The following is a 26,124-nucleotide window of genomic DNA, read 5'->3' on the forward strand; positions in this document are numbered from 1 at the left end:
GATTGATGGAGTATTTTAAGTATGTCTGTTAGCAGAAGAAGTTTTCTTAAGGGTCTTGCGACCACAAGTGCCGTCTCTGTCATCGGTCCGAGCCTGCTGGCTTCGGCAAAAGCTACCGCTGCGGAAACTACCGGTACCTGGAAAATGTCTGGCTCGCACTGGGGAGCATTCCGTGCCCATATCTATGCGGGCAAGGTTCAGGAAATAAAACCGCTGGAGCTTGATAAGCACCCAACCGACATGATGAACGGTATTAAGGGGATTATCTATAGCCCATCACGCGTCCGTTATCCAATGGTACGCCTAGACTGGCTGAAAAAGCATAAATACAGCGGTGAAACCCGCGGTAACAACCGTTTCATTCGCGTGACTTGGGATGAAGCACTAGATCTTTTTTATCGTGAGCTTGAACGCGTTCAAAAAGATTACGGTCCATGGGCACTACACGCGGGTCAAACAGGCTGGCGCCAGACTGGTCAGTTCCACAGCTGTACCAGCCACATGCAACGCGCCGTTGGTATGCACGGCAACTTCATTACCAAAGTGGGCGATTACTCGACCGGTGCAGGCCAAACGATTCTTCCGTATATCTTAGGCTCGACCGAAGTATACGCGCAGGGTACCTCTTGGTCTGAGATCCTTGATCACAGCAAGAACATCGTACTATGGGCAACCGATCCGGTTAAAAACCTGCAGGTTGGCTGGAACTGTGAAACACACGAGTCTTATGCCTACCTTGAGAAACTGAAAGAGAAAGTTGCCAACGGCGACATCAACGTACTTTCTGTTGACCCGGTCAAGAACAAAACGCAGCGTTACCTAGGTAACGACCATATGTACATTAACCCGCAAACTGACGTTGCATTCATGCTTGCAGTTGCACACACCCTGTACACCGAAGATCTTTACGATAAAGCGTTTGTTAAAACTTATTGCCTCGGGTTTGATGAATTTGTGCCTTACTTCATGGGTAAGACCAAAGACAACATCGAGAAAACGCCTGAGTGGGCTGCCGAGATCTGTGGTGTGGATGCCGACAAGATCCGTGAATTTGCCCGTATGTTGGTTAACGGTCGCACCCAAATCCTGTTTGGCTGGTGTATCCAGCGCCAGGAGCATGGTGAGCAGCCATATTGGATGGGTGCCGTTATTGCAGCGATGGTTGGCCAGATTGGTCTGCCTGGTGGCGGTGTATCATACGGCCACCATTACAGTTCAATCGGTGTGCCTTCAACTGGCTTTGCTGCACCGGGTGGTTTCCCGCGTAATCTCGACCAAGGCCAGAAACCCAAATGGGATAACAACGACTTTAATGGCTACAGCCGTACCATCCCAGTAGCTCGCTGGGTCGATTGCCTGCTAGAGCCGGGGAAAGAAATCAAATACAACGGTTCAAAGGTCATCCTGCCTGACTACAAGATGATGGTGATCAGTGGTAACAACCCTTGGCACCACCACCAGGATCGTAACCGTATGAAGCAAGCGTTCCAGAAGCTGCAAACGGTCGTGACGGTTGATTTCGCCTGGACAGCAACCTGTCGCTTCTCTGATATCGTGCTACCAGCTTGTACCCAATTCGAGCGTAACGATATCGACATTTACGGCTCATACAGTGGCCGCGGTCTGATTGCGATGCAAAAATTAGTCGATCCGCTGTATCAGTCTAAAACTGACTTTGAAATCTTTACCGAGCTGTCTCGCCGTTTCGGCCGCCACAAGGAATACACCCGTGGTATGGATGAAATGGAATGGGTACGCTCGCTGTACTCAGACTGTCGTGATGCGAACAAGGCGTCATTCGACATGCCGGAGTTTGATGAGTTCTGGAAAAAAGGTGTACTTGATTTTGGTGAAGGCAAACCGTGGGTTCGTCATGCTGACTTCCGCGAAGATCCAGAGATCAACGCGTTAGGAACGCCATCAGGGTTCATTGAGATCTCAAGCCGAAAAATCGACCGGTTCGGTTACGAACATTGTCAGGGCCACCCAATGTGGTTCGAAAAAAGCGAACGCTCTCACGGTGGTCCGGGTTCTGACAAACATCCGTTCTGGATGCAATCTTGTCACCCGGACAAGCGCCTTCACTCCCAAATGTGTGAGTCGGAAGAATACCGTTCAACCTATGCCGTGAAAGGTCGTGAACCTGTTTACATCAACCCGAAAGATGCAGCAGCCAAAGGCATTAAAGATGGTGATATTGTTCGCGTATTTAATGACCGTGGCCAGCTTCTTGCCGGTGCGGTTCTAACAGATAGCTATGCGCGCGGCGTGATCCGTATAGAAGAAGGTGCTTGGTATGGCCCGCTTAATGAAAAAGTCGGAGCCATCTGTACTTACGGTGATCCAAACACCCTGACTCAGGATATCCCGTCGTCTGAGCTGGCTCAGGCAACCAGTGCCAATACCTGTCTGGTTAGCTTCGAGAAATTCACTGGTGAAGTACCGCCAGTAACATCGTTTGGTGGACCGATTGAGGTAAATTGATCTTCTCTTCTTACGAGAGTTAAATAAAGCAAAGCCCTGAACCTGCTTATTGAAAAGCTCTGGTTCGGGGCTTTTTACTATGCAAATATTCCCCCTGCAGTTTAATATCAAAGTTACCCTGAACACGATGGACATCAGTTAGTAACCCGATCTTTTCGTATAAGCAGATTGCCTTTGGTGAGGCACCAATTGGTAGCACCCAAACACCTTGAAGTCGTTTGGGTATAAACTTCGTAATAGCACCAACAAGGCTTCACAATTCATGAAGAGGAACCTGGAGCATGGCAAGAGCATTAATTGTATTGACCAGTCACTCCCAAATGGGTGATACAGATGAAAAGACCGGTTTCTGGCTATCAGAGCTCACTCACCCCTACTACGCTATTGTCGATCGTGGTATCGACGTCGACATCGTCTCGATACAGGGCGGCGAAACACCTGTCGACCCACGGAGCTGGGATGAAGATGACAATCTGAATGTTCGCTTTATGGCGACACCAGAACTAACCCTTCTCTTAAAAAATAGCCCATCGCTGGATGACATTGATCCGAGTCACTATCAGGCAATCGTCTTTGCCGGAGGACACGGAACCATGTGGGATTTCCCCGATGATCCCGATGTTCAGGACAAAGCAGCAGCCATCTACGAACAAGGTGGTATTGTCGCGGCTATTTGTCATGGTCCTGCCGCCCTTCTCAACCTTAAGCTTTCAGACGATTCTCTGCTTATTAGTGATAAACGTGTTGCCGCTTTTAGCAATGCAGAGGAAGACGCCGTGCAGCTAACGGACATTGTGCCCTTCTCGCTACAGGACGAGCTGATAATCAATGGAGCGCACTATATCGAGCAACCAGCCTGGACTGCCAACGTAGTTATCGACGGTCGACTCGTGACAGGCCAGAACCCGCAATCTGCAGCAGGTGTCGGCGAGGCTGTTTGTGAATTGCTTAAGAAATGAGGATTAAAACGATAAAAATGCGTGGCAAAGCAGATAAAGCTGCTTTGCCACGTGTTGAGGTGCTATTTTTCAGCCAAAGGCTTATAGAAGCTATTCTGATAGGCAAGGCTACCCCAGAGCGCATTCGCGTGGGCCATCTTAACCATAGGCTGAGGCTGTTCCTGTTCAACTAAATCTGTTGTATTCGCATTATATGAGAACCCTTTCGGATCCCTATCCGGCTGGAAAATAACGACATCATTGTTATTGTCCATCCATGCGAAGTTTTTATAGAACTGCATCATCGCCCGCAAATTTTTACTATCAATGTTTTGTGTCAGGTCATGCCCTATCATCGGGTTATAACTATCAACACCAATAAGTGACAACAACGTCGGAGGAATATCAATCTGACTAGCCAAACGTGAATCCTCTTTAGCATCAATCCCTTCGCCTAAAATAACGGCAGGAATATGAAAGCTATCAATAGGCACTAATTGACTGCCATAGGCACGTGAATCGTGGTCTGCTACCACTACAAACACGGTATCATCCCAATAAGAGGATTGCTTTGCCTGCTTGAAGAACTCTCCCAATGCATAGTCGGAGTATTTTGCCGCATTTTCACGCGTTTGCTTTGGCTCGTTGTAGGGCGTTATACGTCCATCGGGATATTCGAACGGGCTATGATTGGAAGATGTGAAGACCAAGCTGAAAAATGGCTTATCTGAGGTATTCAACTTCGAAAACTGCTCATGGGCCTTTTGATACAAATCTTCATCTGACGCCCCCCAAGAACCAACAAATGAAGGGTTCTTGAATGTCGGAAAGTCCTGCATATCCTCAAAGCCGTTGCCCAGGAAGAAGCTCTTCATATTATCGAAGTGGCTTTCCCCCCCATAGATAAATTGGGTATGGTATCCCTTACTCCGCAATAGACCCGCAATTGTGAAAAAGCCAGTTTGGCTCTTACCAAGTTTGACCACTGCACGCGAAGGCGTTGGAGAAAAACCAGTAATAACTGCCTCGATACCACGTATTGAACGTGTCCCGGTCGAGTACATACGGGTGAAGTTCCAGCCTTCTTGCATCAACTCGTCAAGGTTCGGCGTTAACGGCATCCCCCCGAGACCACCGACATACCTTGCCCCAAGGCTCTCCTGTAACAAGATAACAAGATTCTTTGGCTTGCCCGTATATGTTGCCGGATGATAGGCCATTGTTGGGATATCGCTCGAAACGAAATCTTGACTCTCTCGCCCTGTTGACTGGCGCACAAGTGAGATAACCTCGTCGTTATCCATTTTATCGTAATACTTGCTTGCACTGTCTTCGGCTGACATTTGCTTTACAGCAAACACCATAGAGTACGATGAATTGAGAACCAGATCATTCATTAGTGGATCGGTTGAAAATGCGACCATCGCTGGGTTTAGCGGCCTGTGACCAAGGGTTGACCTTGCCCCCATAACGCCCATTGCAACAACCAATAGAGCTAAAGGGATCCGCCAATACCAACGCGGAAATACGAGACCTGTCACCAAATGGCGAGTCAACTTCCAGCCAAAAAATACTGTCGCTAAACTAACAACAGCACCGATGAACAGCTCGAGTTTGTACCCGCTCCAGAGCATGCCAAATACTTCTTTGGGGTACACCAGGTATTCAACAAACAGACGATTAGGACGAACATCATACTCCATAATGAAAGAAGGCGTCGCCAGTTCCATGTATACCAACAGCCATAAACCCAGTAACAACCAAACTCGCAGAACAAACAACCATGCTCTGCCAAGCAATCCATTACCGGCAAAAAGACAAGTCAATAACCCGGGTAAAATAAGCAGGTAACTCAGCGTCGCAATATCGATGCGTATCCCGCTTAGAAATATATTAAACCATCCATTCGCTTCCGTAACACGATCACTGTGCCATAAACTTAAGCCAACACGAGATATGGAGAGAATAAAAAGGAAAATTAATAAGGCGGCACCGATAGGATAGAGAATACCCAATCGTTTTTTGACAATATCTGTCATTTTTACTTCCTGTAAGTAAACTTGCTACGAAAGAACTAAGTTTGAATAAACGATATACACCCAAGTTAATATCGCCATTATAAGAGTCAGCAATACAGCGGCTGATCCCATATCTTTTGCTTGTCCGGAAAGTTCATGTTTTTCCAGACCAATACGATCAACAACAGCCTCAATGGCTGAATTCAGTAACTCGACCACAATAACCGCGATCACAGAGCCAATTAATATTAATTTCTCAAGCCCGCTTACCGGTAACAACAGCGCAGCAGGTAACAATACGCAAAATGCCACCAATTCTTGCCTAAAAGCTGCTTCGCAACGCCAGGCAGCACACAATCCCAGCCACGAATATTTCGTTGCATATATAAGACGAACAAATCCTGTTTGTTTATTATTCACACCACACCTGCATTAGACACGCCAAAGATATACCCTAATAGCATCATTAGGGTGAAAAATAGGTGAAAAGTTCCAAGGTGTACACTTATTTATTTCAGAAACTTTAACTTGGCACAAAATATACAAGCAAAAAGATGCACCCAGACTCATATAAGAATTCGGAACAATATAAACTTATTATTATGAGTCAATATCATAAGAGTCAATGTTACCCGCCCTGATAACTTACCCTTATTTTATATAAGGGTTTCCTTTTATTTGCAGTCAATAATCTGGCGACCAAATTGGAGTATTTCCTCCTAAGGTTAACCAGAATCACTATTTTATAGTGACTGCAGTAGTAACTAACTTATCAACAACTTCTTTTTTACAAGAGTCGCTCCTATAACGTTATCAGGCACTTAGGAACATACCGTTGCAAAATATTTCATCCCAAAAAATGGGGAAACACACCGTCTCATATGCGACTTTTTTCATTACAACACTATACTGTTAACAGATAGGCGTGAAATGACATCATGGATGATATATGAAGCTAGCTTTTCTCCGATTTTTAGCCCTGCTATTTCCGTTATTGTCAATAACGGCAGCGGCCGCATTTTACATCTACCACGGAGATGTCACTCAGCTTGAGCAACGTATTCAGGAAAGAGAGCGTAACCTTCACCAGTCAGCGCTGCATATCACCAGGCTCCACTTTGCGCCCATTATTGACGATCTACGTTATTTGACCCAAAAAGCCAATGAGCTCAATATCAGTTCACACAGTTCAGCCCAACAACAAGAGAGCCTTGCCAATACATTCAAACGGATGACTCAAACCCGCGCTTATTATGATCAGATTCGACTCATCAATGTTCAGGGCCTTGAAGTTATTCGCATCAACATGAAAGATGGCCAGGCGTACCGAGTTCCAAAAGACCAGCTTCAGGATAAAAGCAACCGCCCCTATGTTCAGGAATCACTCAAGATCAGCCCCGGTACTTTTTATACTTCGCAATTTGACTTGAACATGGAAAACGGCCAAATAGAAACCCCGATCAAACCTATGTTGCGCTTCATAAGTCACTTTACCGTCAACGGAGAGAGCTGGCTCATTTCGCTAAACTATCTAGGGCATGACTACCTCGCTGAGTTAGATAATCAATATAACTGGAATGATGGCCAAAACTGGCTAGTCAACAACGAGGGGAACTGGCTACTTGGCCCTACATCTGATAGCGCTTGGCAGTTTATGCCATCGCGACAAAAAACACAGGACCAAGATTTCTTCCAGACACATCCTTCCCTGTGGAAAAAAATCAAATTCAGTGAAAACGGCCAAGTTAGACAAGGTGAATATCTTTATACATTCACCCGTTTTTTTTCAGGTAACAAATTCCTAGGAGATGAGCTTTTTACACTACCCTTTGATGGTACAGATCTTCCATGGACTATTATCTCTCGGATAAATATCAACGAAGCGGTATTCGAGCTGGCCTTTTCTCAACAACGAATGGTCAAATTTGCCATATTTACCCTCTTAGTCATGACCCTGGTATCTGGCTGCATTGTTCTCGCCTGGCATCTGTTACAAATGCTGAGACACGAAAAGAGCCTAAAGCAAGACATTGAGGATGTGGCACTTAAGTACTCAACCGTACTTGAACACGCTCCAGACGGGTTAATTACCATTAGCTCGGATATGACTATCAATACGATCAATAAAGCCGCGGGCCATATACTCAATATAAATGTGCAATCTGCCAAAGGTAAAAACCTGCTTAAACTCATCAACGGACATAAAAACCGTGAACAAATGAAGCAATTGGTGAATGATGTTCGTGAGAATAAAGCAAAAAACAACCATAATCCGGTTAAAATACGCATCCAGCTGAATAGTTTGAAGACCCGACATGTTGAGTTTATCGCTACCGAAACAACCTATAGCTCCAGCAGTGAATTATTGCTGAACTTCAGAGATGTAACTTACTGGATTGAGCGCGAGGAAAAGCTTAAAAGTATGTCTCGCGCATTGGAGCAAAGTAATGACTCTATTATCATTACCAACCACCGCGGCATCATAGAATATGTCAATCAGGCGTTCGAAAAATTTACGGGAGTGAGATCCAAAGATATCATTGGCGCACAGTCTTCCACCCTACTTAAGCGAACGCTTGATAATGAAAAAGATGTGCGGAAAGTTCAGGAACAATTAAAAGACGGCCAGACTATCCACCGAGTTCTTGCACGAAGGCAAGATGACGATAGTATTCTTTATGAAGAAAAAACCATCTCTCCGATCAGAAATAACCGGGGCAAGATAAGTCACTATATATCGATGGGTAAAGACATCACTGAACGCGTACTGTTTGAAAGCAAACTACACAAACTTGCTCATTACGATTTGCTTACCGAACTTCCTAACAGAACGCTACTCCAACAATTTCTCGAGAAGGCTATCGAAGAGGCCAAACGAGATCTTAGCAGCATTGCATTACTGACGATCGATCTCGATCATTTCAAAAAGATTAATGACTCTCTAAGCCATGATACCGGGGACAAAGTCCTGCTAGCGATCTCTAAACGTATTAACAGCTCACTTCGTGAGGGTGATCTTCTGGCTCGATTAAGTGGAGATGAGTTCGCCATTATCATCAAGCAAGGTGTAGAGCCAGCAAACATAGTCAATATGGCTAACCGTATTATTAATCATATCAGTGAACCCCTTTGTATCGACAACAAAGAACTCTTTATCACTGCCAGTATGGGGATCAGCCTATTTCCTGATGATAGCAATAACATGGAGACCTTATTCAAGAATGCAGACATTGCCTTATATCGCGCCAAAGAAGAAAATCGAAACAGATTCTGCTTTTTTACCCAACAAATGGGCTTAGACAGTATCAAACGTATACAGCTTGAATCTGAGTTGAGGAAGTCAATAGGCACTCAACGATATCAGCTTTACTATCAACCCAAAGTGAATGCTATCACTCATGATATCTGTGGCGTCGAGGCATTACTTCGCTGGGAGGATGAGGACGGCCAGATTCAATCACCACTTGATATTATCCCCATTCTTGAACACTCAGGACTAATTATCGAAGCCGGTGAATACCTTATCCAGCAGGCATGCCGACAGCTTAAGAAGTGGCAGCAAGAAAACTATCAATTCCACTTCGCTCTCAATATTTCTGCACGCCAGTTACTTAACTCCAATATTGTTGAAACAGTCAGTAAAGCAATAGTAGATACCGGCTGTGATCCACAATGCCTCGAGCTTGAAATCACTGAGAGCGTGATCATGGCAGATGTGAAAACAGCGCTGAACAAACTGATGGGGCTGGAAGCACTTGGGGTTAAAATTGCTATCGATGATTTCGGGACCGGATATTCATCATTAGCCTACCTAAGCCGCTTCCCGGTTCATATCCTGAAAGTTGATCGTGAGTTTGTCAAAGATCTTCCTAAGAACAAAGATAACATTACCATTACCCGCTCTATCGTTGAACTAGCACATAACCTTAATATGGTCGTCGTGGCCGAAGGCGTGGAAACGGAAGCTCAAGAGCAGTTTTTAGCCAGTATTGGCGTAGAGGAATTTCAAGGCTTTTACTTTGGAGCTCCAATGCCATTGGAGGAGTTCGAACAGCAATACCTTACTGCGCCAGATATATACCCAAACGACCTCAAGGTGCATGATTCAGAGTGAGGCCAGTGGGCGAGTTTACAAAAATATATAATCGGGAATAGCATTTGTTGCTTTACATGTTCAAGCATATAATCAGGATTATAGAGCCAAAGAACACCGATAGCCTTAAGGTAGCCATATGAGTTTTAGTGAGCATTTAGATAATTTCATTAAACAGCGAGACAAGCAGCCTCAATCTGCAACAAAAACGACATTTAGACGTCAATATGCAGTGCAGGAGCCGACAAACCAGAGTATCGCCCGTGATGCCATCGCAAAAGCTCAAGAAGATGCATCAAAACAAGCAACCATAGATACCAAGTCACTGCATGTCCGTATCAATGGGCGATGTGTTACAGAAAACGAAGCTCAGGTAGTTGATCAATTAAAAGTTGACTCAGCACCAGCCAACCCAGATCGCATCGACTACATCAAACAACTAAGAAAAGAGCTGAAGCTTAAAAAGCGCTCTTCTTAAAAGTTTTTTAACTAAAGCACAATCGCGCTAATATACATCGGTTCTGACACAAACCGCTTTAGCGCTGTATTCTGTGATTTTTCCTCTTAGCCTCACTTTACGCCTGAAAATCGAATGTCATTTTATTAAAACATTTACTTTTTGATTGTTTTTCGAACAATAAAGTAGTTTGAAAAACAAGCTACACCAGCATAAATGGAACGATATTGCGATCTATTAAAATATTTTCAACGCTGATTCAAAAAAAACACCGGTGAAAAAACAACCCAAAAGACCACATTTCAACCACCTTGAAATATATATACTTCTTTCATATATCAAACAGACCCATCAACAAAACTCTCACATGACCAGCTTGGTTAAAGTTTAGCCACCGATAATGACCTCACACAGAGGAAACAATGTAAGTGATTGTATATAAAGAGTTTTAATCAGCCAGTAATTATCAAATTCGTCCACCCCATTAAACTACCAAACATATTAAACTATTTACACCTCCGAACTAATAATCACAAGCCAAAAAACAAATACAAACAAAACACACACAACAAGAGCAAGTTGGATATAAGGACCTTATTTATTATTACAATTAACACAGTTTACCACATGGTGGCCCTACACTATCGAAGCCCTAGTTGCAATATAGGCAAGGGGCTTTTTAAGGGTTAAAATTGCTGCCTAAAAAAAGTATGAAAAGACATAATCATGAACTCAATAATTCAAATAAACGAGCTAGAATCTCTGCTCATTGCAATTATCGTGCTTTTTCTTGGCTACTTTATTAATAGCAAAGTTAAGGTTCTACGAAAGTATAATATTCCAGAGCCCATTGTTGGTGGCCTTATTGTCGCTGTACTTATTACAGTGCTCCATCAGCAGGGTATCGATGTTACATTTAAGCTAAGCATCAAAGACACCTTGATGCAGATGTTCTTCGCAACTGTTGGACTAGCCGCAAGTTTTAAACTGCTAGCAAAAGGCGGATCGCGCGTATTTCTGTTTTTGGGTATTGCCACACTATATATCACGATTCAAAATGCAGTTGGTGTCAGCCTAAGTTCGCTATTGGGGCTTGATCCTCTTCTTGGCCTTATCGTCGGTTCAATTACTCTCTCAGGTGGGCACGGTACAGGTGCGGCATGGTCTCAAACTTTTTCGAGTAACTTTGGCCTGCAAACGCTTGAGCTATCGATGGCAGCGGCAACATTTGGTCTGATAATGGGTGGAATTATCGGCGGCCCTGTTGCACAACGGCTGATCAATAAGCACAAGTTAAAATCTGAGTTCGGTGATGGTGAGAATCATCACATCAAACATCCTGAGCTAGTCACATACAGTGATCAAGAAGAAGATCGCATTACTGCAAAGAACTCTATTGAAGTCCTCTTCATTTTGCTTATATGCGTAACAGGTGCAGCTCATGTCAAAGAGCTTGTTGATAGTTGTGGCATTAGCTGGTTACGCATCCCTGACTTTGTCTATGCGCTATTTATTGGTGTATTCATAACTAACCTATGTGAAACAACAAAAGTCTACAAAGTTAACAAAGAAACAGTCGACGCCCTAGGTACTATATCCTTGTCTCTGTTCTTAGCAATGGCATTGATGAGCCTACAGCTTTGGGAACTACTCGAACTTGCGTTACCAATGTTGCTGATCCTAACCGTACAAACGGTTACCTTGGCGATTTTTGCCTACTTCATCACCTTCAGACTTATGGGCAAGAGCTATGATGCAGCTATCATCGCTGGAGGCCACTGTGGCTTCGGTATGGGCGCAACGCCAACAGCTGTTATGAACATGGGATCACTGGTATCAAGGAACGGCCCATCACCTCAGGCCTTCATGGTTGTACCTATTGTAGGTGCTTTCTTTATTGATATTGCCAACCTGATTGTCTTGCAGGCCTATATCAGCTTCATCCAGTAACCTGACTCAAATCGCAAAAAGGCCAAGTGACAACGTCACTTGGCCTTTTTTAGTGCCTTCGATTGCCTCAATAACGCTTTTTCCTTCTATTATTAATACAAACCCTATTAGTAATACCAACCAGAAAGAAATTTACGTGATTTGCACTAGTAGGACGGAATATCATTCTTTGCTTGGTAGTAAATGTGCAACTTAGCTCATTCATCCCAGATGTTAACGAGCTTGGTATGTTCATAAGGCAATCAAAGAAAAGCAGAACTTCACACACAAAACGTATGGAGTATTAAGATGTTAGGTGAAAATCACGCACTCTTCATTGAGTTTCCTGAAATGCAGAACAAAATCCAGCAGCTGAAAATGGCTGACGAAAATTTTAAAGCGATGTCAGACAGGTACCACAAACTCGACCACAGAATACGAGGGTTAGAAGGAAATAGTGTCCCAACTGAAGATTCTCATTTTTTCCAACTAAAACTAGAGCGGGCTCAATTGAAGGATAAAATCTACAGCATCTTAACCAACTGACCGTTTTTGATAACGAGCTGGCAGCACTCGTTGCCAGCGACACTAGCCAAACCTCTCACATAGATATCCCCCCATTCACTAGTAATGGGGGCTCAAACTTAGGCATATAGCCATTATATTTCCCCAATTATCTCAAGTCTGATTGCACATCAAGAACCACCAACAAAACCCTTTGTAACCGTTATCGTTGGTCTTGCTCTGGTCTAGTTGTAGCGACCATTGCTATCGTTCTGTCTTTTATTACTAAACCAGCGAATACGCAAGTATTAGAGAAAAAGTTCACACAAGCATAAGGTAGAATTTAGCTTCACTTAAGCTAATATTTAGTTACCTAATCCTAGTCATAATGTCTTTTTTTATTAATGAAATTTCTACTATGATAGTGCTAGTGTCAGTAACTTTTTATTTATCCTCTTACTACTAATACACCATCTTGTTTTTAATTATCTTTAGCATTAATGACTTATAACAATAATGGCTCAACAACAATACATTGTCTTCTATTTCAAATTTATTAACCATTATTAATAAAAGTCTATAATATTTTAATTTCTGCATTCTTCCTTCTCCCATAATTCCCACATTTAATAACAACAACCATCTCAATTCCGTTCATTATTAAATAGCAAAAGATATTTAAATCTAACTATAAACACTTTAAGCAACCCATTGGGGATTTCCAGGAGCAAACAATGGAAAATAAGAATGTGCGAAAACACGCGCGGCTAGGCGTATTTATCGCAGCAACGGGCCTGCTTGCGGCTTCAATTCAACAAGCTGTGGCGGCTTCACCCGAAAAGCCAAGTAGTTATCTACCCGATAACCTTCCCCCAGTACCCGGCATCGAAGAATATATCAAAGATTATGATGCTGCGATAAAGCTCGGAAAAGCCTTTTTCTGGGATATGCAAACAGGTAGTCAAGGTCAGAGCTGCGGCAGCTGCCACTTCTCAGCGGGTGCTGATATCCGGGCTAAAAACCAAATAAGTCCAGGAGTACTAAGTACTAAGGTAGAGAACCAAGATAAATTTAACTATGACGGATATCCCGAGCTGCCATCAGGAGGCAAGGGCGGGCCAAACTATGAACTGACCAAAGAAGACTTCCCGCTATTCCAACTTGATATTCCCAGAGATCGAGACTCTGATATTACCTATGAAACAGATGATGTTATTTCTTCACAAGGTGTATCTTTGGCTAAGTTCATTGATCTCAATGGCAGCAATTACGGCGCTGAGTTCGAAGATGGCAAAGAGAATTGTGAAAACCTAACAGATATATTCCATGTTAACGGCATGAATACCAGGCGTGTGGAACCACGTAATACACCAACAGTAATTAACTCCGTCTATAATTTCCGGAACTTCTGGGATGGACGAGCAAACAATATATTTAATGGCGTTGACCCATTTGGCCCTCATAACGAAGGGGCCTATGTTATGTACTACGATAGGAAATACGGTAAAACTGTCCCGAAAAAAACACATCTAATTAACTCCAGTCTTGCCTCTCAGGCTGTAGGGCCTCCAGGCAGTAACTTTGAAATGACCTGTGATGGCAAGCCGTTTAAAACAATGGCTAAAAAACTCCTCCGCTTGGTTCCTTTAGGCTTGCAAGAAGTTCACCCAAATGACAGTGCATTAGGTTATTTGAGTGCCTACCCAGGTAAAGGACTAAAAACAGACTATCGCACGCTTATCCGAGATGCCTTCCACGAAGAGTATTGGATGAGTCCACGCCATGATGAAGACGGCTATACCCAGATTGAACAAAATTTCTCGCTATTCTGGGGGTTGGCTATCCAGATGTACGAAAGTACGCTGGTGTCTCTTGGACATTCGAGATTTGAAAAGGGTGAGGACCTCACCGATCTCGAGCTTCAAGGTCAACAAATCTTCAGTAGTTTTGGTGGACCAAATGCAGGCCGATGCATAGGTTGTCATGGTGGTCCGGCATTTAGTCAAGCAACCCTGCACTTAACTGGAAATACTGATTCTGTTGTCAGCCAGGGGCCTGTTGGTCCGACATTTGCTCAAGCATTCCGCGATAGAGGTTTCATGAATATCGGTGTAAGGCCTACAGTTGATGATCTCGGCCTTGGTGGACAAAGTAACTTTGGCTATCCACTGTCATTTACTCGTCAGGCACAAAATGGTGAAGCTCCGGATGGTGACCTTATCAGTGGGCCTGTCGATCCAACGGCAAGAACAGCTATTGACGGCGCATTTAAGATCCCACTGTTACACAACATCGAGCTAACTGGGCCTTATATGCACAACGGTAGCCTAGCAACACTGGATGAAGTCATCGACTTCTACTTCCGTGGTGGTAACCGCAGAAAGGATCCAAACAATCCTATCGGAGATAGTTCAGGCCATGGTGGTACGGCATCAAATCTGGTGTTTAACCTAGGTCCACTACCTAACCTTGATGATGACGATAAGAAAGCGCTAGTTGCCTTCCTAAAGTCATTGACTGATGAACGTGTTCGCTGGGAAAAGGCACCGTTTGATCACCCTCAACTGTTCATCCCTGTCGGCCACGTTGGCGATGAGTATAGTGTACAGGATGATGGAACAGGTAAGGCACTTGTGCAGTGGGTAGAAGTGCCTAGTGTTGGTAAAGACGGTCGTTATGCAGAAAACCTTCCACCTCTAAAAGGATTCTTGGAAGAAAGCGCTGACGAGCCTGAAGCATACGATGACTATGCCGAAGCTACCTACCCTCATGAGATTACCATCAACCTGATGGCCAATGACAAAGCAGGTAGCGCTCCACTCGACTATACATCAGTCAAAATTGTCAAAGCACCTGATATGCGTTACGGCGTTCTGACAAACCATGGTGACGGTAAGGTGACCTACCGCCCTATGCGAAATACCGATACAAGCTTTACTTATCAGATTAAAGATAAAGACGGCTTATACTCTAACCCAGCAATGGTAGAGATTAAGGTATCTCGCTAACCTATAAAAGAACTTACAGCTAGAGTAATACAAAGCCCGGTAAAAAAGTATCGGGCTTTTCAATTTATCATATCAGCGTTTAGTAAAATACAATTCAATCACCAGTCCAAAGTTGAAATCTGCATTGTTATAAAAAATCTCAAATAAAAAAACCAAATTAAATCAATTCAGAACCAGAAGACCGTAAAATAGTTTACTTCTCATATTTAACAATATCCATCAAATTTGCACACCACATCACCACCCTACAAATAATCATAGAAAAACAATTAATTATAAATATATCGGAATTGTGAAACCATTAAAGCTAAATACTACCCGCCCCAACACATATAGAAATTACGTTTATCACAATAGTAATAAATGAGAACAAACAAACTTGTCATAATTTAATTGCGAGTGATGAATTGTTACTCGATCACATTTTTAGTCATGAATGGAAGCTAGGAGTAAACTATGAAATATAAAAGAAATCATTTAACTTTACGCCTTAGTGCGATAGTAACAGCAGGGTATATAATTGGGCTCTCAGGTAGCCCTGTTTATGCTGAAGTAGAACCAGCAGGCGAACCCTTCCCAATAAGCTCTTTAAAGGGGATACAACCAGCACCAGTTCCAGGATTAGAGGAATTTATTAAAAATAAAAAAGCAGCGATCAAACTTGGTAAAGCACTATTTTGGGACATGCAAGTTGGTAGCCAAGGGCAAAGTTGCGGTAGCTGCCACTTTAGTGCAGGTGCAGATAGCCGAGTAAAAAATCAATTAAGCCCCGGGTTGAATCATACTGATGAAACGCTTAGAGAGATATTTGACTCTACCCTATCCGGTGGAAAAGGTGGGCCTAACTACACCCTCAGCGCGTTTGATTTCCCTTTCAGAAAATATGAAAACCCCGACGATCGAGATTCAAACGTTCTGTTTGATACTAATGATGTTACCTCGTCTCAAGGAGTCTTCGCTTCTACATTTATCGACCTTTCAGGTAATGACTACCCTCCCGAGTTTAATGACGGTAAAGAAAAATGTACCACCGAACACGATATCTTCAACGTTACACACATAGCAACGCGAAAAGTTGAACCAAGAAATACACCGACAGTTATCAATGCAATCTTTAACTTTCGCAATTTTTGGGACGGCCGAGCCAACAACACCTTCAATGGTGTTGACCCTTTTGGGCGTAGGAATAAAAATGCACACGTTTTACACTATAACGCTAAAACAAATAAACTCTCCCCCAAAACGGTCAACCTGATCAATTCAAGCGCCGCCTCCCAAGCCGTTGGGCCTGTAACAAGTGATTTCGAAATGGCCTGTGGTGGAAAGACATTTAAAAATGTCGGCAGAAAACTGCTAGGTTTGAAACCATTGGGTCTGCAACAAGTAGATCGTTCAGACAGCCAGCTTGGTTCTATGAGTGCTTTCCCGGCAAATGGTCTGATAGCGGATTATCGAACCATGATTATGGACGCATTCAACAAAGAGTACTGGATGAGTTCACAGCTCGTTGATGGTTATAGCCACATGGAAAATAACTTCAGTCTATTTTGGGGACTAGCTATTCAAATGTATGAAAGTACACTAATTTCTGATGATTCACGGTTTGACCGATTTATGGACGGTGATACATCAGCCCTAAACGCAGCCGAACTACGCGGTATGGGAATTTTTATTGGTAAAGGAAATTGTGCAAACTGTCACAGCGGCCCAGAGCTCTCTAAAGCAGCCACACATTTAATTGGCGAAGAGGAGGAGGAAGGACTCGTTGAACGAATGTTGATGGGAGACGGAGATGTAGCCCTATATGATAACGGCTTCTATAACATTGGTGTTCGTCCGACTAAAGAGGATCTCGGGGTCGGCGGTAAAGACCAATGGGGCAACCCTCTTTCATTTACTATTCAAGCAAAAGAGATGAAAGCAGGAATAGATGCACCAGATAACTTCGAAGTTGATCCAGCCACCTTTGAAGTCGATCCTGGAAAACCTGTTGATCCGTATGAGAGGGATGCTACTTTTGGCGCGTTTAAAGTACCGGGACTCCGTAATGTTGAGCTAACAGGCCCATATATGCACAATGGTGGCATGGCATCACTAGAGCAAGTTGTTAACTTTTATAACCGCGGAGGTAACCGCACCAGTGATAGCTCATCGGATTCAACAGGGTTTGACGGTAACAGCACAACCTCTAACCTTGATCCAGATATTCGCTCACTTGAGTTAACCGAAAACGAAAAATCTGATCTTGTCGCGTTCTTGAAGTCATTAACAGACGACCGAGTTCGCTGGGAAAAAGCCCCCTTTGACCGGCCACAGATATTCGTTCCATCTGGCGCAATAGGAGATGAATATACTGTACAGGACGATGGTTCAAGTCGAGCTATTGAAAAATGGCTTGAAATACCAGCTATAGGTGCCTCCGGACGGTCAGCGAAAAATCTTCCTCCCGTTCAGCCATTCCTCAATGGCGGTCACGTTGATGATACATCCACACCGGTAGAAGCCCCAGAAGCAGTAGATGATTACGTTTCTGGTTCTTACCGTCGGCCTATCGTCATCAATGTTCTTGCAAATGATAAGACTGGATCATCTCCAATTGATCCTAGCGCGGTTACCATTGTCAGCCAACCAAACTCTCGTTATGGCTCGTTGAGTGATAATGGTGACGGAACATTCACCTACCGTGCGTTCCGAGATACTGATAATTCATTCACATACCAAGTAATGGATGAAAATGGCACGTTATCAAACGTAGCTACTGTCAATATCGATGTTACCCGATAGCAAACCGCTTCATATCCAAATCAAAGCCTGAGTTAAATGACTCAGGCTTTTCTTTAACTATCCGGTACGGTTGAGTACGCAATAACAGAAACCATATCTGCCCCTAGAATCTAGTGCAAGATACAATAGCTAACCCTAATTACCCACAGAGAGTATTAGTTGGTAACGATAGCCTTGCAGATCCCGACAAACCACCACGAATAGCATCTCTCATAACATGAAACTCAGATTGGCAAGCTCAGACCTTCTTCAATCATAAAACTACAGCTAAGATATTCAGGATTCGCGCCCATCACCGCTATGACTAAGCTAAGCATATAACCCCAATGGTGTTTTTAAGTCCCGGATCATAACGATATTAGCCGATAACGAATTGTCAGCTAATATTCACAAGTACTCCAGCCAAGATTCTCAGGTGAAATTAGAGCAGCTCGCTTATTCGAGATATTTCTGAAGTTGCTTCAGGCACTGTTCAAAACCTAGTAATTCGCTGTACTTTTGAGCTTTATCAACCAACTGATGACGAATAATAGGTGCCTCAACGGAACCATCAAGCATCAGATTGTCGATCAATCCAAAGTTTTCCAGTGTCATTTGTTGATGGTCAACAAATAGTTCATCAGACAGGCGATTAACACCAGGAAGTTCTTCAATATTGCGTTGCAGGAAAAAACGCTCGTCATTAGAATAAGCAAACACAGGTTTGCCTAATCCTCGGGCTAATCCCATTTCATAGGCTGTACCGACATCACAACTGCAACCTCTAAAAGGGGTAATGTTAGCGATGATTGCGTCCGCCTCTTGGATAAGCTTTTCATTGGCTCTTGCAATCATGAGCCCATTTTCCTGTGGATTATTAGCGTTAAGTTCAAGAACATTGTCCAGCGGGTAGAGCCCTTCAAATCCATAAAGTCCACAAAGCTTTTTCTTATATTCACCAATTTCAGTGGCATTTTGCAAAAAGACTTCAGGGCCGGCTAGATAAATTTTAGTCATGGTTTCACTGTCATTTATTATAATAAATAGAAATTAAAGTACTGCTTATAGATTGCGTTCTTTAATACACGTCAGTGAAATATTATCTGGTATTTTTTCTTTGGCCTAATAAACATACCTAAAAAGACTTAAGTTAAAATCACACTACTAAACAACAATATAAAGTAGAGTAATGACTCTAATGCGATTGGTGTTCATTGCAAGCTACGGATGAATTGATTTAATCTTCAGGGAATAAACGGTAGGTTTACATGCCAGTGAAAATAGAATTAACGAAGTTGGTGATCAAGTAAACAGTTTAATACACTTTACTGAATTAGTAAGCAGGCTCGAGTAACACATCAGCTCGCGATCCTGAAAGATAATCTGAAAGAACTGCTCTTGAGGATATTCAAGTATATGCGCTTCGGAATAATCTGGTTCATCCTCACCCGTAAAGTCTTTGTCCTTGCTTGTCAATTTAATTGAAAACACCTCATCATCCCAAAAATGAACATCATAGGTTTTTTTAAATGTTTTCTGTTCATCAATAGACATGATAGTGGTTTTCATTTGATAAAGCCCTAAAACACCATGTTCAATAGTATGAAGCTTTCTATATCTATAAACACTGTGCTCAGAAAATTTAGTACCATGACCATAGACAATAGGATCATGGTTACCCACCATGAACAGTGGATGGCTCAAGTGATTTCTAAATAGTATTCCGACGAGAACGACAGATGCACAAATTGCATAACCGACAAGGAACTTATTGATAATCTTCATTTAAATGCCCTTTCAGGTAATCAACTTTACGCACTGAACCGAGTCGGTCAGCATGCTTGAATAACAGAACAGTTCTTTATTCTGGAAAACAATCTGAAAGAATTCCTTTTGAGGATACTCTATGAGGTGCGACTCAGTAAGATCAGGTTCTTGGTCTGACGTATAGTCGTCATCTTTATCAGTGAATTTTACTGAAAATAATGAGTCGTTGAAAAAGTAAACGGAATAGGCTTTTTTGAAGATCTCCATATCGTTCATTGATGTGATACTCGATCTCATCGTATGAAAACCGAGCGGATGCAGTTCGATTGTATGAAGTTCCTTAAAAGCATCATAACCACCTTCGAAAAAAGTAATGCCATCAGCATAAATAATTGGCTGATCATTACCATACAAAAAATCAGGTCGATTATTATTGCTTTTGTATACAATACTGACAAAAACTATAAATGCGCAAATGGCATAACTGATGAGCAGTTTACTGGCAACTCTCATTTATATGCTTCCTAATTTGATCTGTAGTGTAATTAATGGTGAACGTCAGATTCAGGATCTGCCGGTCTTGGTACTGATCTGGAGTGTATACACATGCAACATAAAACTGCTCATGATTTTTCGATATAAACACCCTGGAAATATTCTTCCTTATTTTTCCAACCAACTCTTTGTATAGCATCTCGCTTGCCCGGCTATCCTCGATGTAGAAGCTGATGCCATCACTAATCTCGACGGACCAAGGCCGCTTTGAAACCGCCTGTGTTTGCATGTATATCGAGGCGGCCCAGATGAAAATTAGAGTTGATACTATAAACACAGTGAAGGCCAGCGCTTTTACTGCGATTCTTTTGCTTTGAATTAACAAGCGCTGATATTTGTATCCAGTCTGAACTTTTTCCTGAGGGGGCCTAACGTTATTCTTAGCCGTATTGTCGTCTGCTTCAGCGACATTATCACATATTATTTCTTGGCGTTTTGTTAAATAACTGGTTTCAAAACAAACACTTCCAGAAATTAGCTGATAACCTTCTTTGGGAAGCGTTTTAATGATTTTTTGCTCTTTACCGTTGTCTCCCAGAGCCAATCGAAGCTGGGCGATTGCCTGCGTCAAGCTTGAATCAGATACAACTCTGTCACTCCACGTCTCAGCAATAAGCTCGTCCTTCCTGACTGCTTTATCCTGATTATCAAGCAACAACCTCAGTATCCGACTCTCTGTCGACTTAATGCTTCTTGATGCTCCTGACAAACTATTGCTCAATTGCATCTTGTTATTAGGATTAAAAACCCACATCAAGTAATCTCACTTAACTTTCACTATTCGTACTTATTAAAAATCGCACAAGGTATCAATGTGAGTGAGATCGATATAAGCATTTTATTATAAGTCAACACATCATACATATATCTTATTATTATGTCACATAATATCTGCGCTACATAGCCTTTTCAACGCAGCCAGTTAACATGTTAAAACTAAACCAATAAACCACCAAATGCATTTTATTTCACACTCACAATGTTGATTATTAGCTATAGACATTACTTGTCGTTTATCTTTTATGCTTTCTTCTTATACCCTTACGAAAAAAGAACCCTGATATTAGCAATCAACATTTGTAGAGTAATTACTCAACTGTAACTGGTTGATTTTTATCAACTATTATACTTAATGATAGTTTACTAGATAAGAAGCTTCCTTACTTGTAATCTAATCATCAGCAAGTTAAAAGCTTGTAGGTAAATTATGCACTTGTTTATTTAAGATATATTAGTTAAGCAGTTTTTCAGCCTCTTATTTGCAGGCATAACCTGATGGTCTCGACAATCATCGCTATTCACCCTGCTGACTAAACATACAAGTGCATAAAAATCATATAACTAATATGTGTAGGATAAATAATGCTATATCCAATCCCTGGTACAGAACAGTCCACGGTTAAATATAAAGAAAAATATGACAACTATATTAATGGACAGTGGGTTTCACCTGTAAACGGTGAGTATTTTAACAATCACTCACCAGCTAATGGACAGTTGATTTGTAAAGTCGCTCGTTCTGATGCTGCTGATATTGAGTTGGCATTAGATGCCGCACATAACGCAAAAGAAGCTTGGGCTAATACAAGTGTTACCGATCGTTCAAATATCTTGCTGAAAATTGCCGATCGTATTGAAGCACATAGTGAGTACCTTGCTATTGCCGAATGTTGGGAAAACGGCAAGCCAGTACGTGAAACTTTGGCCGCAGATTTACCTTTAGTTGTGGATCACTTCCGTTATTTTGCTGGCTGTATTCGTGCCCAGGAAGGCAGTGCCGCTGAACTCGACAGTACAACTGCATCTTATCATTTTCCAGAACCTGTAGGCGTTGTCGGCCAAATTATCCCATGGAACTTTCCTTTATTGATGGCTGCATGGAAATTGGCACCAGCAATGGCTGCTGGCTGTTGTGTCGTCCTTAAACCAGCAGAGCAGACACCTGTCTCTATTTTGCTGATGATGGAAATCATCGATGACCTGTTACCAGCAGGTGTTCTCAACATCGTTAACGGCTACGGCAAAGAAGCAGGTAATGCATTGGCAACAAGCAAGCGAATTGCGAAGCTTGCCTTTACCGGTTCTACTGAAGTCGGTAACCATATCTTAAAATGCGCTGCTGATAATTTGATCCCGTCGACAGTTGAACTGGGCGGAAAATCACCGAATATCTTCTTTGAAGATATCTTTCAACATGAAGACAGCTACTTAGACAAATGTTTGGAAGCGGTGTTACTTGCCTTCTTTAACCAAGGCGAAGTATGTACTTGTCCATCTCGCGTATTAATTCAAGAATCAATGTACGAGAAGTTTATGGATCGCTTGTTAGAGCGTCTTAAAACCGTCAAGCAAGGTAACCCGCTAGACACTGATACTCAAGTTGGCTCCCAAGTATCGAAAGAGCAGTTTGACAAGATTTTAAGCTACATTGAAATTGGCAAGGCTGAAGGTGCTGAAGTTCTTGCTGGCGGCGAAGCGATTAATGAAGATGAAGGTTTTTATATCAAACCGACTATCTTGAAAGGTCATAACAAGATGCGTATCTTCCAGGAGGAAATTTTCGGTCCAGTAATTGCCGTGACAACCTTCAAAGATGAAGCAGAAGCATTAGCCATAGCAAATGATACTGAGTACGGCTTAGGCGCTGGCGTGTGGACACGTGACACTAACAAAGCCTATCGCATGGGCCGCCGCATTGAGGCTGGTCGTGTATGGATTAACTGTTACCATGCATACCCAGCTCATGCCGCTTTCGGTGGTTACAAAAAATCTGGTATTGGTAGAGAGACACACAAAATGATGCTGGATCATTATCAGAATACCAAGAACTTATTAGTAAGCTATAGTGAAAGCCCTCTAGGATTCTTTTAACTTAACCTCAGCTTAATTTTAACTTCCGGGCTGACAATGTCAGCCCGATATTATCCAGGGGATGATAAATGATAACTTTTACGGTCGACTCCATTAATAAAATATTGCCAATATTAATTAGTGAAACCAAGCAACCTGAAAACGGTTTTCTCTTTGATGATGGAGCAGAAACACATCGTGTTTTAGATTTAGAACCTAAAGTTGACTGTTTTGAATGCAACGGACAATATAGTTATGAAACTATTGGCTATATATTAAAGCTGGCTAATGACGTTAAGATGTCTTTTAAAGTTTGTGACGATAAAGTCGTCCTCTGCTAAAAGGTATGCTTGAGGGTAGTGACAGTATAACTAAAGTATAACTCTGTGTGTTTGTAATGAATAATAATGTTCACGATAGTACCATTAATGTGTTGGGTGATTTTCCTAATGTAGGGCAAGTAACAAAAAAATTCACATTAACTAAGGATGATTTCGATACAATCACTCATTCTGATCTTTATGGAAAGAAGTGTATATTATTTTCCTTTCTATCTGTCGATATGCCTATTTGTGCCGAAAGTGTTCGGGAGTTTAATCGCCTTGCTTATAGGATGAAAGATGTTGAGGTTATCTGTATTTCGGTTGATACTCCTTTCACTCTTAACAGGTTCTGTCAAAGAGAAGGGCTCGATTATATCACTGCCGCTTCTTGTTTCAGTTCAAGTGAATTTTCATTGGATTTCGGCATTAAGATTGATAATCCGATGCTCTCTGGTTTCACAGCTCGTGCTGTATTCTGCTTAAATGAACACGGTTTAATCACTCATAGTCAAATTGTAGAAGATATAAACCAGCTACCTGACTATGAATCCGTAGTTTCAGCATTACGCACATCCAATGATTGATGCTATAAACAAGCAAAACCCTGATAGCAATATAAAGCTCTCCTGTTTGCGTCCAAGCAAGGCTTGTTCGAGAACTCATCGAGTGCAGGGCGCACATAAATTCAACACATACAAAAAAGCCCCAGCATTTCTGCTGAGGCTTCGTTGTGTTGGCGGAGCGGACGGGACTCGAACCCGCGACCCCCGGCGTGACAGGCCGGTATTCTAACCAACTGAACTACCGCTCCAATTCTGTATGATGCTCAAAACAAATCAAACATCTAGAATGTGGCGGAGAGATAGGGATTTGAACCCTAGATACGCTACAAACGTATGCCGGTTTTCAAGACCGGTGCTTTCAACCACTCAGCCATCTCTCCGTAAGTGCGGTGAATAATACGGATTTCAGAATTTCCTGTAAAGTCTTTTTTGACAAAAAAATGACAACAGATCAAAGTGAGCACAAACAGTTGATATTATGGCAGTTAACGACTTAATATTGCTGAAATATCACACAATAAAAAACAATCACCGCAGTACTCTATTCCACTCGACAACCACTGACTAAGTAAATTATTGGCTCTAGACCTCAAATTCGGAAAAAAAACGCCGTATGCCTATACTTTTATTTGATATTTCACTTAAATATGACATTTTCTATGATTCCATAGAAATGAAATACTTTTACTGCGAGTTATAAGCACCATGATCTGTCAGAAAAAAATACGGCCTCCACTCTGGCTTTTACTCGCCCTTGCTCCCCTTTTTTCATCTAACAGCTATGCATCTGACCCAAACTCGACAACTTGCAGGGTAGAGAAAGTTGAATCTGGTTGGCGGTACCTTAACCCTCAGTGTGACATTGGCAACGGATTATGGGGACGTAAACCCAAACATGGTGACAGCAGCTTTTGGGTACAATGCCATTATGGTCAGTCTTTGCCCAATCAAACTGCCACAACAACGATCAACAAACTGTTTCAGGGAAATAGTTACCTAATCCCCGACAACGGCAAGTCCCGCTGCTTAATTGGTCCCTTTCAGAACCATGAACAAGCACGAACAGCCAAAGATCAGCTTGCTCGCCATAAACTTGGTGAAACGTTTATTCGCCAAACTCGTTCACAAGTCACTATTCCCGGCCAAGTAAGCACGAGCCGCTCTTCTCGGCCACAAGAGAAGAAGCCATCTCAGCCAGCCCAAGAACGAAAGGTAAAAAAGAGCAAAGAGAGCACTACCAAGAGCACTCTGGTTGAAAACAGGGTTGTATTAAACTCCATCATCTACTCTTTTACCTTTAACAACCTAAAGTACCATTTACCAAGAAACATCAACTCTACTCAGGAGATGCCACCGATGTTCGTTCGTGAACACGGGGAATATTGGTCAAAGGTAAACTTCGCAACGGCTAAAAACTGGTGTCAACGATACGGGCTAAGATTGCCAACGTCAGCAGAACTAAAAGAGCTCCAGACCCGCGGGCAACATTTTCTTCTCCGTAACAACTGGCCAATCAAGTCCAGTTACTGGAGCAATACGATTAGTGTTTACTCAGGTGAAATCGAAACCTTAAACCTTCGTAGCGGACAACGGGATGAATATCGGCCTCTTGCTTTGCTGTATACGACCTGTGTGATAGCAACTAACTAAACCCCTCTTAAATGGGCCGCGTCCTTCCTTGACGACGTGGCCTATTCGAACGGCTAGCCACCAGCTACTTCCTCCTCCCCCGATTTCTTACCCCCCCCATTGTCCAGAACTGAAATAAAAGTCGATTACTAGAAGATTTACAATCTATTCCTATACTGAATATTGATACGAATTGCATAGATTTATTGAACCTACATAAGAAATAATTCTCGTAATTTTGTT

18 protein-coding genes and 2 tRNA genes are annotated in these 26,124 nt (G+C 42.5%); 12 read left to right on the forward strand and 8 right to left on the reverse strand.

The genetic code is table 11. The features are described from left to right. Nucleotides 1-21: 21 nt before the first annotated feature. Together torA and EDI28_RS05745 are read left to right on the forward strand one after the other, a co-directional pair. Complete coding sequence (gene torA, locus EDI28_RS05740; protein ID WP_128782837.1) at nt 22-2,484, forward strand: trimethylamine-N-oxide reductase TorA; 2,463 nt, start codon at nt 22-24, stop codon at nt 2,482-2,484. A gap of 281 nt (nt 2,485-2,765) precedes the next feature. Beyond that, entirely contained in the window at nt 2,766-3,443 is a 678-nt protein-coding gene (locus EDI28_RS05745; RefSeq protein ID WP_199287366.1) for a type 1 glutamine amidotransferase domain-containing protein, read from the forward strand. Between the two features lie 62 nt (nt 3,444-3,505). Here the strand turns inward: EDI28_RS05745 and EDI28_RS05750 are convergent, their stop codons facing one another. Further along, complete coding sequence (locus tag EDI28_RS05750; protein ID WP_128782838.1) at nt 3,506-5,461, reverse strand: LTA synthase family protein; 1,956 nt, start codon at nt 5,459-5,461, stop codon at nt 3,506-3,508. A gap of 24 nt (nt 5,462-5,485) precedes the next feature. After that, a complete protein-coding gene (locus tag EDI28_RS05755) occupies nt 5,486-5,860 on the reverse strand; it encodes a diacylglycerol kinase (protein ID WP_128782839.1) in 375 nt (124 codons plus the stop codon). A gap of 529 nt (nt 5,861-6,389) precedes the next feature. Between EDI28_RS05755 and EDI28_RS05760 the strand changes: the two genes are divergently transcribed. The 6 genes from EDI28_RS05760 to EDI28_RS05785 all read left to right on the forward strand — a co-directional run bounded on the left by EDI28_RS05760 (nt 6,390) and on the right by EDI28_RS05785 (nt 18,215). Further along, nucleotides 6,390-9,554 (forward strand): sensor domain-containing protein, encoded by a 3,165-nt coding sequence (locus EDI28_RS05760; protein WP_128782840.1) that lies wholly within the window; start codon nt 6,390-6,392, stop codon nt 9,552-9,554. Between the two features lie 118 nt (nt 9,555-9,672). After that, on the forward strand, nt 9,673-10,011 hold the full coding sequence (locus tag EDI28_RS05765; RefSeq protein WP_128782841.1) for a hypothetical protein: 339 nt from the start codon (nt 9,673-9,675) through the stop codon (nt 10,009-10,011). Between the two features lie 705 nt (nt 10,012-10,716). Next, complete coding sequence (gene gltS, locus EDI28_RS05770; RefSeq protein WP_128782842.1) at nt 10,717-11,940, forward strand: sodium/glutamate symporter; 1,224 nt, start codon at nt 10,717-10,719, stop codon at nt 11,938-11,940. A gap of 288 nt (nt 11,941-12,228) precedes the next feature. After that, nucleotides 12,229-12,465 (forward strand): HP1242/YdcH family protein, encoded by a 237-nt coding sequence (locus EDI28_RS05775; protein ID WP_128782843.1) that lies wholly within the window; start codon nt 12,229-12,231, stop codon nt 12,463-12,465. 692 nt (nt 12,466-13,157) lie between these two features. Next, the gene (locus EDI28_RS05780; protein WP_128782844.1) at nt 13,158-15,431 is read left to right on the forward strand and encodes a cytochrome c peroxidase; all 2,274 of its coding nucleotides are present in this window, start codon (nt 13,158-13,160) and stop codon (nt 15,429-15,431) included. A 456-nt stretch (nt 15,432-15,887) separates the two neighbouring features. Continuing rightward, on the forward strand, nt 15,888-18,215 hold the full coding sequence (locus EDI28_RS05785; RefSeq protein ID WP_128782845.1) for a cytochrome c peroxidase: 2,328 nt from the start codon (nt 15,888-15,890) through the stop codon (nt 18,213-18,215). A gap of 435 nt (nt 18,216-18,650) precedes the next feature. On the opposite strand, the gene EDI28_RS05790 is transcribed toward EDI28_RS05785, so the two are convergent. The 4 genes from EDI28_RS05790 to EDI28_RS05805 all read right to left on the reverse strand — a co-directional run bounded on the left by EDI28_RS05790 (nt 18,651) and on the right by EDI28_RS05805 (nt 21,270). Beyond that, on the reverse strand, nt 18,651-19,211 hold the full coding sequence (locus tag EDI28_RS05790; RefSeq protein ID WP_128782846.1) for a nucleoside 2-deoxyribosyltransferase: 561 nt from the start codon (nt 19,209-19,211) through the stop codon (nt 18,651-18,653). A gap of 285 nt (nt 19,212-19,496) precedes the next feature. Continuing rightward, the gene (locus EDI28_RS05795) at nt 19,497-19,979 is read right to left on the reverse strand and encodes a hypothetical protein (RefSeq protein WP_128782847.1); all 483 of its coding nucleotides are present in this window, start codon (nt 19,977-19,979) and stop codon (nt 19,497-19,499) included. Between the two features lie 12 nt (nt 19,980-19,991). Then, nucleotides 19,992-20,474: a hypothetical protein gene (locus tag EDI28_RS05800; RefSeq protein ID WP_128782848.1), complete on the reverse strand. Its 483-nt coding sequence runs from the start codon at nt 20,472-20,474 to the stop codon at nt 19,992-19,994. Further along, on the reverse strand, nt 20,458-21,270 hold the full coding sequence (locus tag EDI28_RS05805) for a transcriptional regulator (protein ID WP_233353295.1): 813 nt from the start codon (nt 21,268-21,270) through the stop codon (nt 20,458-20,460). Before EDI28_RS05805 ends, EDI28_RS05800 begins: the two co-directional genes overlap by 17 nt. Nucleotides 21,271-21,878: 608 nt before the next feature. Here EDI28_RS05805 and exaC point away from each other — a divergent pair. The 3 genes from exaC (at nt 21,879) to tpx (ending at nt 24,273) form a co-directional block, all read left to right on the forward strand. Next, nucleotides 21,879-23,387 (forward strand): acetaldehyde dehydrogenase ExaC, encoded by a 1,509-nt coding sequence (gene exaC / locus EDI28_RS05810; protein ID WP_128782850.1) that lies wholly within the window; start codon nt 21,879-21,881, stop codon nt 23,385-23,387. A 68-nt stretch (nt 23,388-23,455) separates the two neighbouring features. Continuing rightward, nucleotides 23,456-23,707 carry a hypothetical protein gene (locus EDI28_RS05815; protein ID WP_128782851.1) on the forward strand — a complete coding sequence of 84 codons (252 nt, stop codon included), beginning with the start codon at nt 23,456-23,458 and terminating at the stop codon, nt 23,705-23,707. Between the two features lie 56 nt (nt 23,708-23,763). Then, nucleotides 23,764-24,273, forward strand: coding sequence for a thiol peroxidase (gene tpx / locus EDI28_RS05820; protein ID WP_128782852.1), 510 nt, complete (start codon nt 23,764-23,766; stop codon nt 24,271-24,273). A gap of 150 nt (nt 24,274-24,423) precedes the next feature. Here tpx and EDI28_RS05825 read toward each other — a convergent pair. Together EDI28_RS05825 and EDI28_RS05830 are read right to left on the reverse strand one after the other, a co-directional pair. Further along, nucleotides 24,424-24,500: transfer RNA gene (locus EDI28_RS05825), tRNA-Asp, on the reverse strand. A 41-nt stretch (nt 24,501-24,541) separates the two neighbouring features. Continuing rightward, nucleotides 24,542-24,632, reverse strand: a tRNA-Ser gene (locus tag EDI28_RS05830). A gap of 559 nt (nt 24,633-25,191) precedes the next feature. Between EDI28_RS05830 and EDI28_RS05835 the strand changes: the two genes are divergently transcribed. Next, a complete protein-coding gene (locus tag EDI28_RS05835; protein ID WP_233353280.1) occupies nt 25,192-25,902 on the forward strand; it encodes an adhesion domain-containing protein in 711 nt (236 codons plus the stop codon). The last annotated feature ends 222 nt before the right edge of the window (nt 25,903-26,124 follow it).

The organism is Photobacterium chitinilyticum, assembly GCF_004104355.1.
GTDB lineage: Bacteria > Pseudomonadota > Gammaproteobacteria > Enterobacterales > Vibrionaceae > Photobacterium > Photobacterium chitinilyticum.

Excerpts from the sequence above, each read along its gene's own strand:
- tpx (WP_128782852.1), top strand. The coding sequence starts at position 23,764 with ATGAATAATAATGTTCACGATAGTACCATTAATGTGTTGGGTGATTTT.
- gltS (WP_128782842.1), top strand. The coding sequence starts at position 10,717 with ATGAACTCAATAATTCAAATAAACGAGCTAGAATCTCTGCTCATTGCA.
- EDI28_RS05805 (WP_233353295.1), bottom strand. The coding sequence starts at position 21,270 with ATGTGGGTTTTTAATCCTAATAACAAGATGCAATTGAGCAATAGTTTG.
- EDI28_RS05780 (WP_128782844.1), top strand. The coding sequence starts at position 13,158 with ATGGAAAATAAGAATGTGCGAAAACACGCGCGGCTAGGCGTATTTATC.
- exaC (WP_128782850.1), top strand. The coding sequence starts at position 21,879 with ATGCTATATCCAATCCCTGGTACAGAACAGTCCACGGTTAAATATAAA.
- EDI28_RS05800 (WP_128782848.1), bottom strand. The coding sequence starts at position 20,474 with ATGAGAGTTGCCAGTAAACTGCTCATCAGTTATGCCATTTGCGCATTT.
- EDI28_RS05760 (WP_128782840.1), top strand. The coding sequence starts at position 6,390 with ATGAAGCTAGCTTTTCTCCGATTTTTAGCCCTGCTATTTCCGTTATTG.
- EDI28_RS05745 (WP_199287366.1), top strand. The coding sequence starts at position 2,766 with ATGGCAAGAGCATTAATTGTATTGACCAGTCACTCCCAAATGGGTGAT.
- EDI28_RS05815 (WP_128782851.1), top strand. The coding sequence starts at position 23,456 with ATGATAACTTTTACGGTCGACTCCATTAATAAAATATTGCCAATATTA.
- EDI28_RS05785 (WP_128782845.1), top strand. The coding sequence starts at position 15,888 with ATGAAATATAAAAGAAATCATTTAACTTTACGCCTTAGTGCGATAGTA.
- EDI28_RS05765 (WP_128782841.1), top strand. The coding sequence starts at position 9,673 with ATGAGTTTTAGTGAGCATTTAGATAATTTCATTAAACAGCGAGACAAG.
- EDI28_RS05790 (WP_128782846.1), bottom strand. The coding sequence starts at position 19,211 with ATGACTAAAATTTATCTAGCCGGCCCTGAAGTCTTTTTGCAAAATGCC.
- EDI28_RS05775 (WP_128782843.1), top strand. The coding sequence starts at position 12,229 with ATGTTAGGTGAAAATCACGCACTCTTCATTGAGTTTCCTGAAATGCAG.
- EDI28_RS05750 (WP_128782838.1), bottom strand. The coding sequence starts at position 5,461 with ATGACAGATATTGTCAAAAAACGATTGGGTATTCTCTATCCTATCGGT.
- EDI28_RS05795 (WP_128782847.1), bottom strand. The coding sequence starts at position 19,979 with ATGAAGATTATCAATAAGTTCCTTGTCGGTTATGCAATTTGTGCATCT.
- torA (WP_128782837.1), top strand. The coding sequence starts at position 22 with ATGTCTGTTAGCAGAAGAAGTTTTCTTAAGGGTCTTGCGACCACAAGT.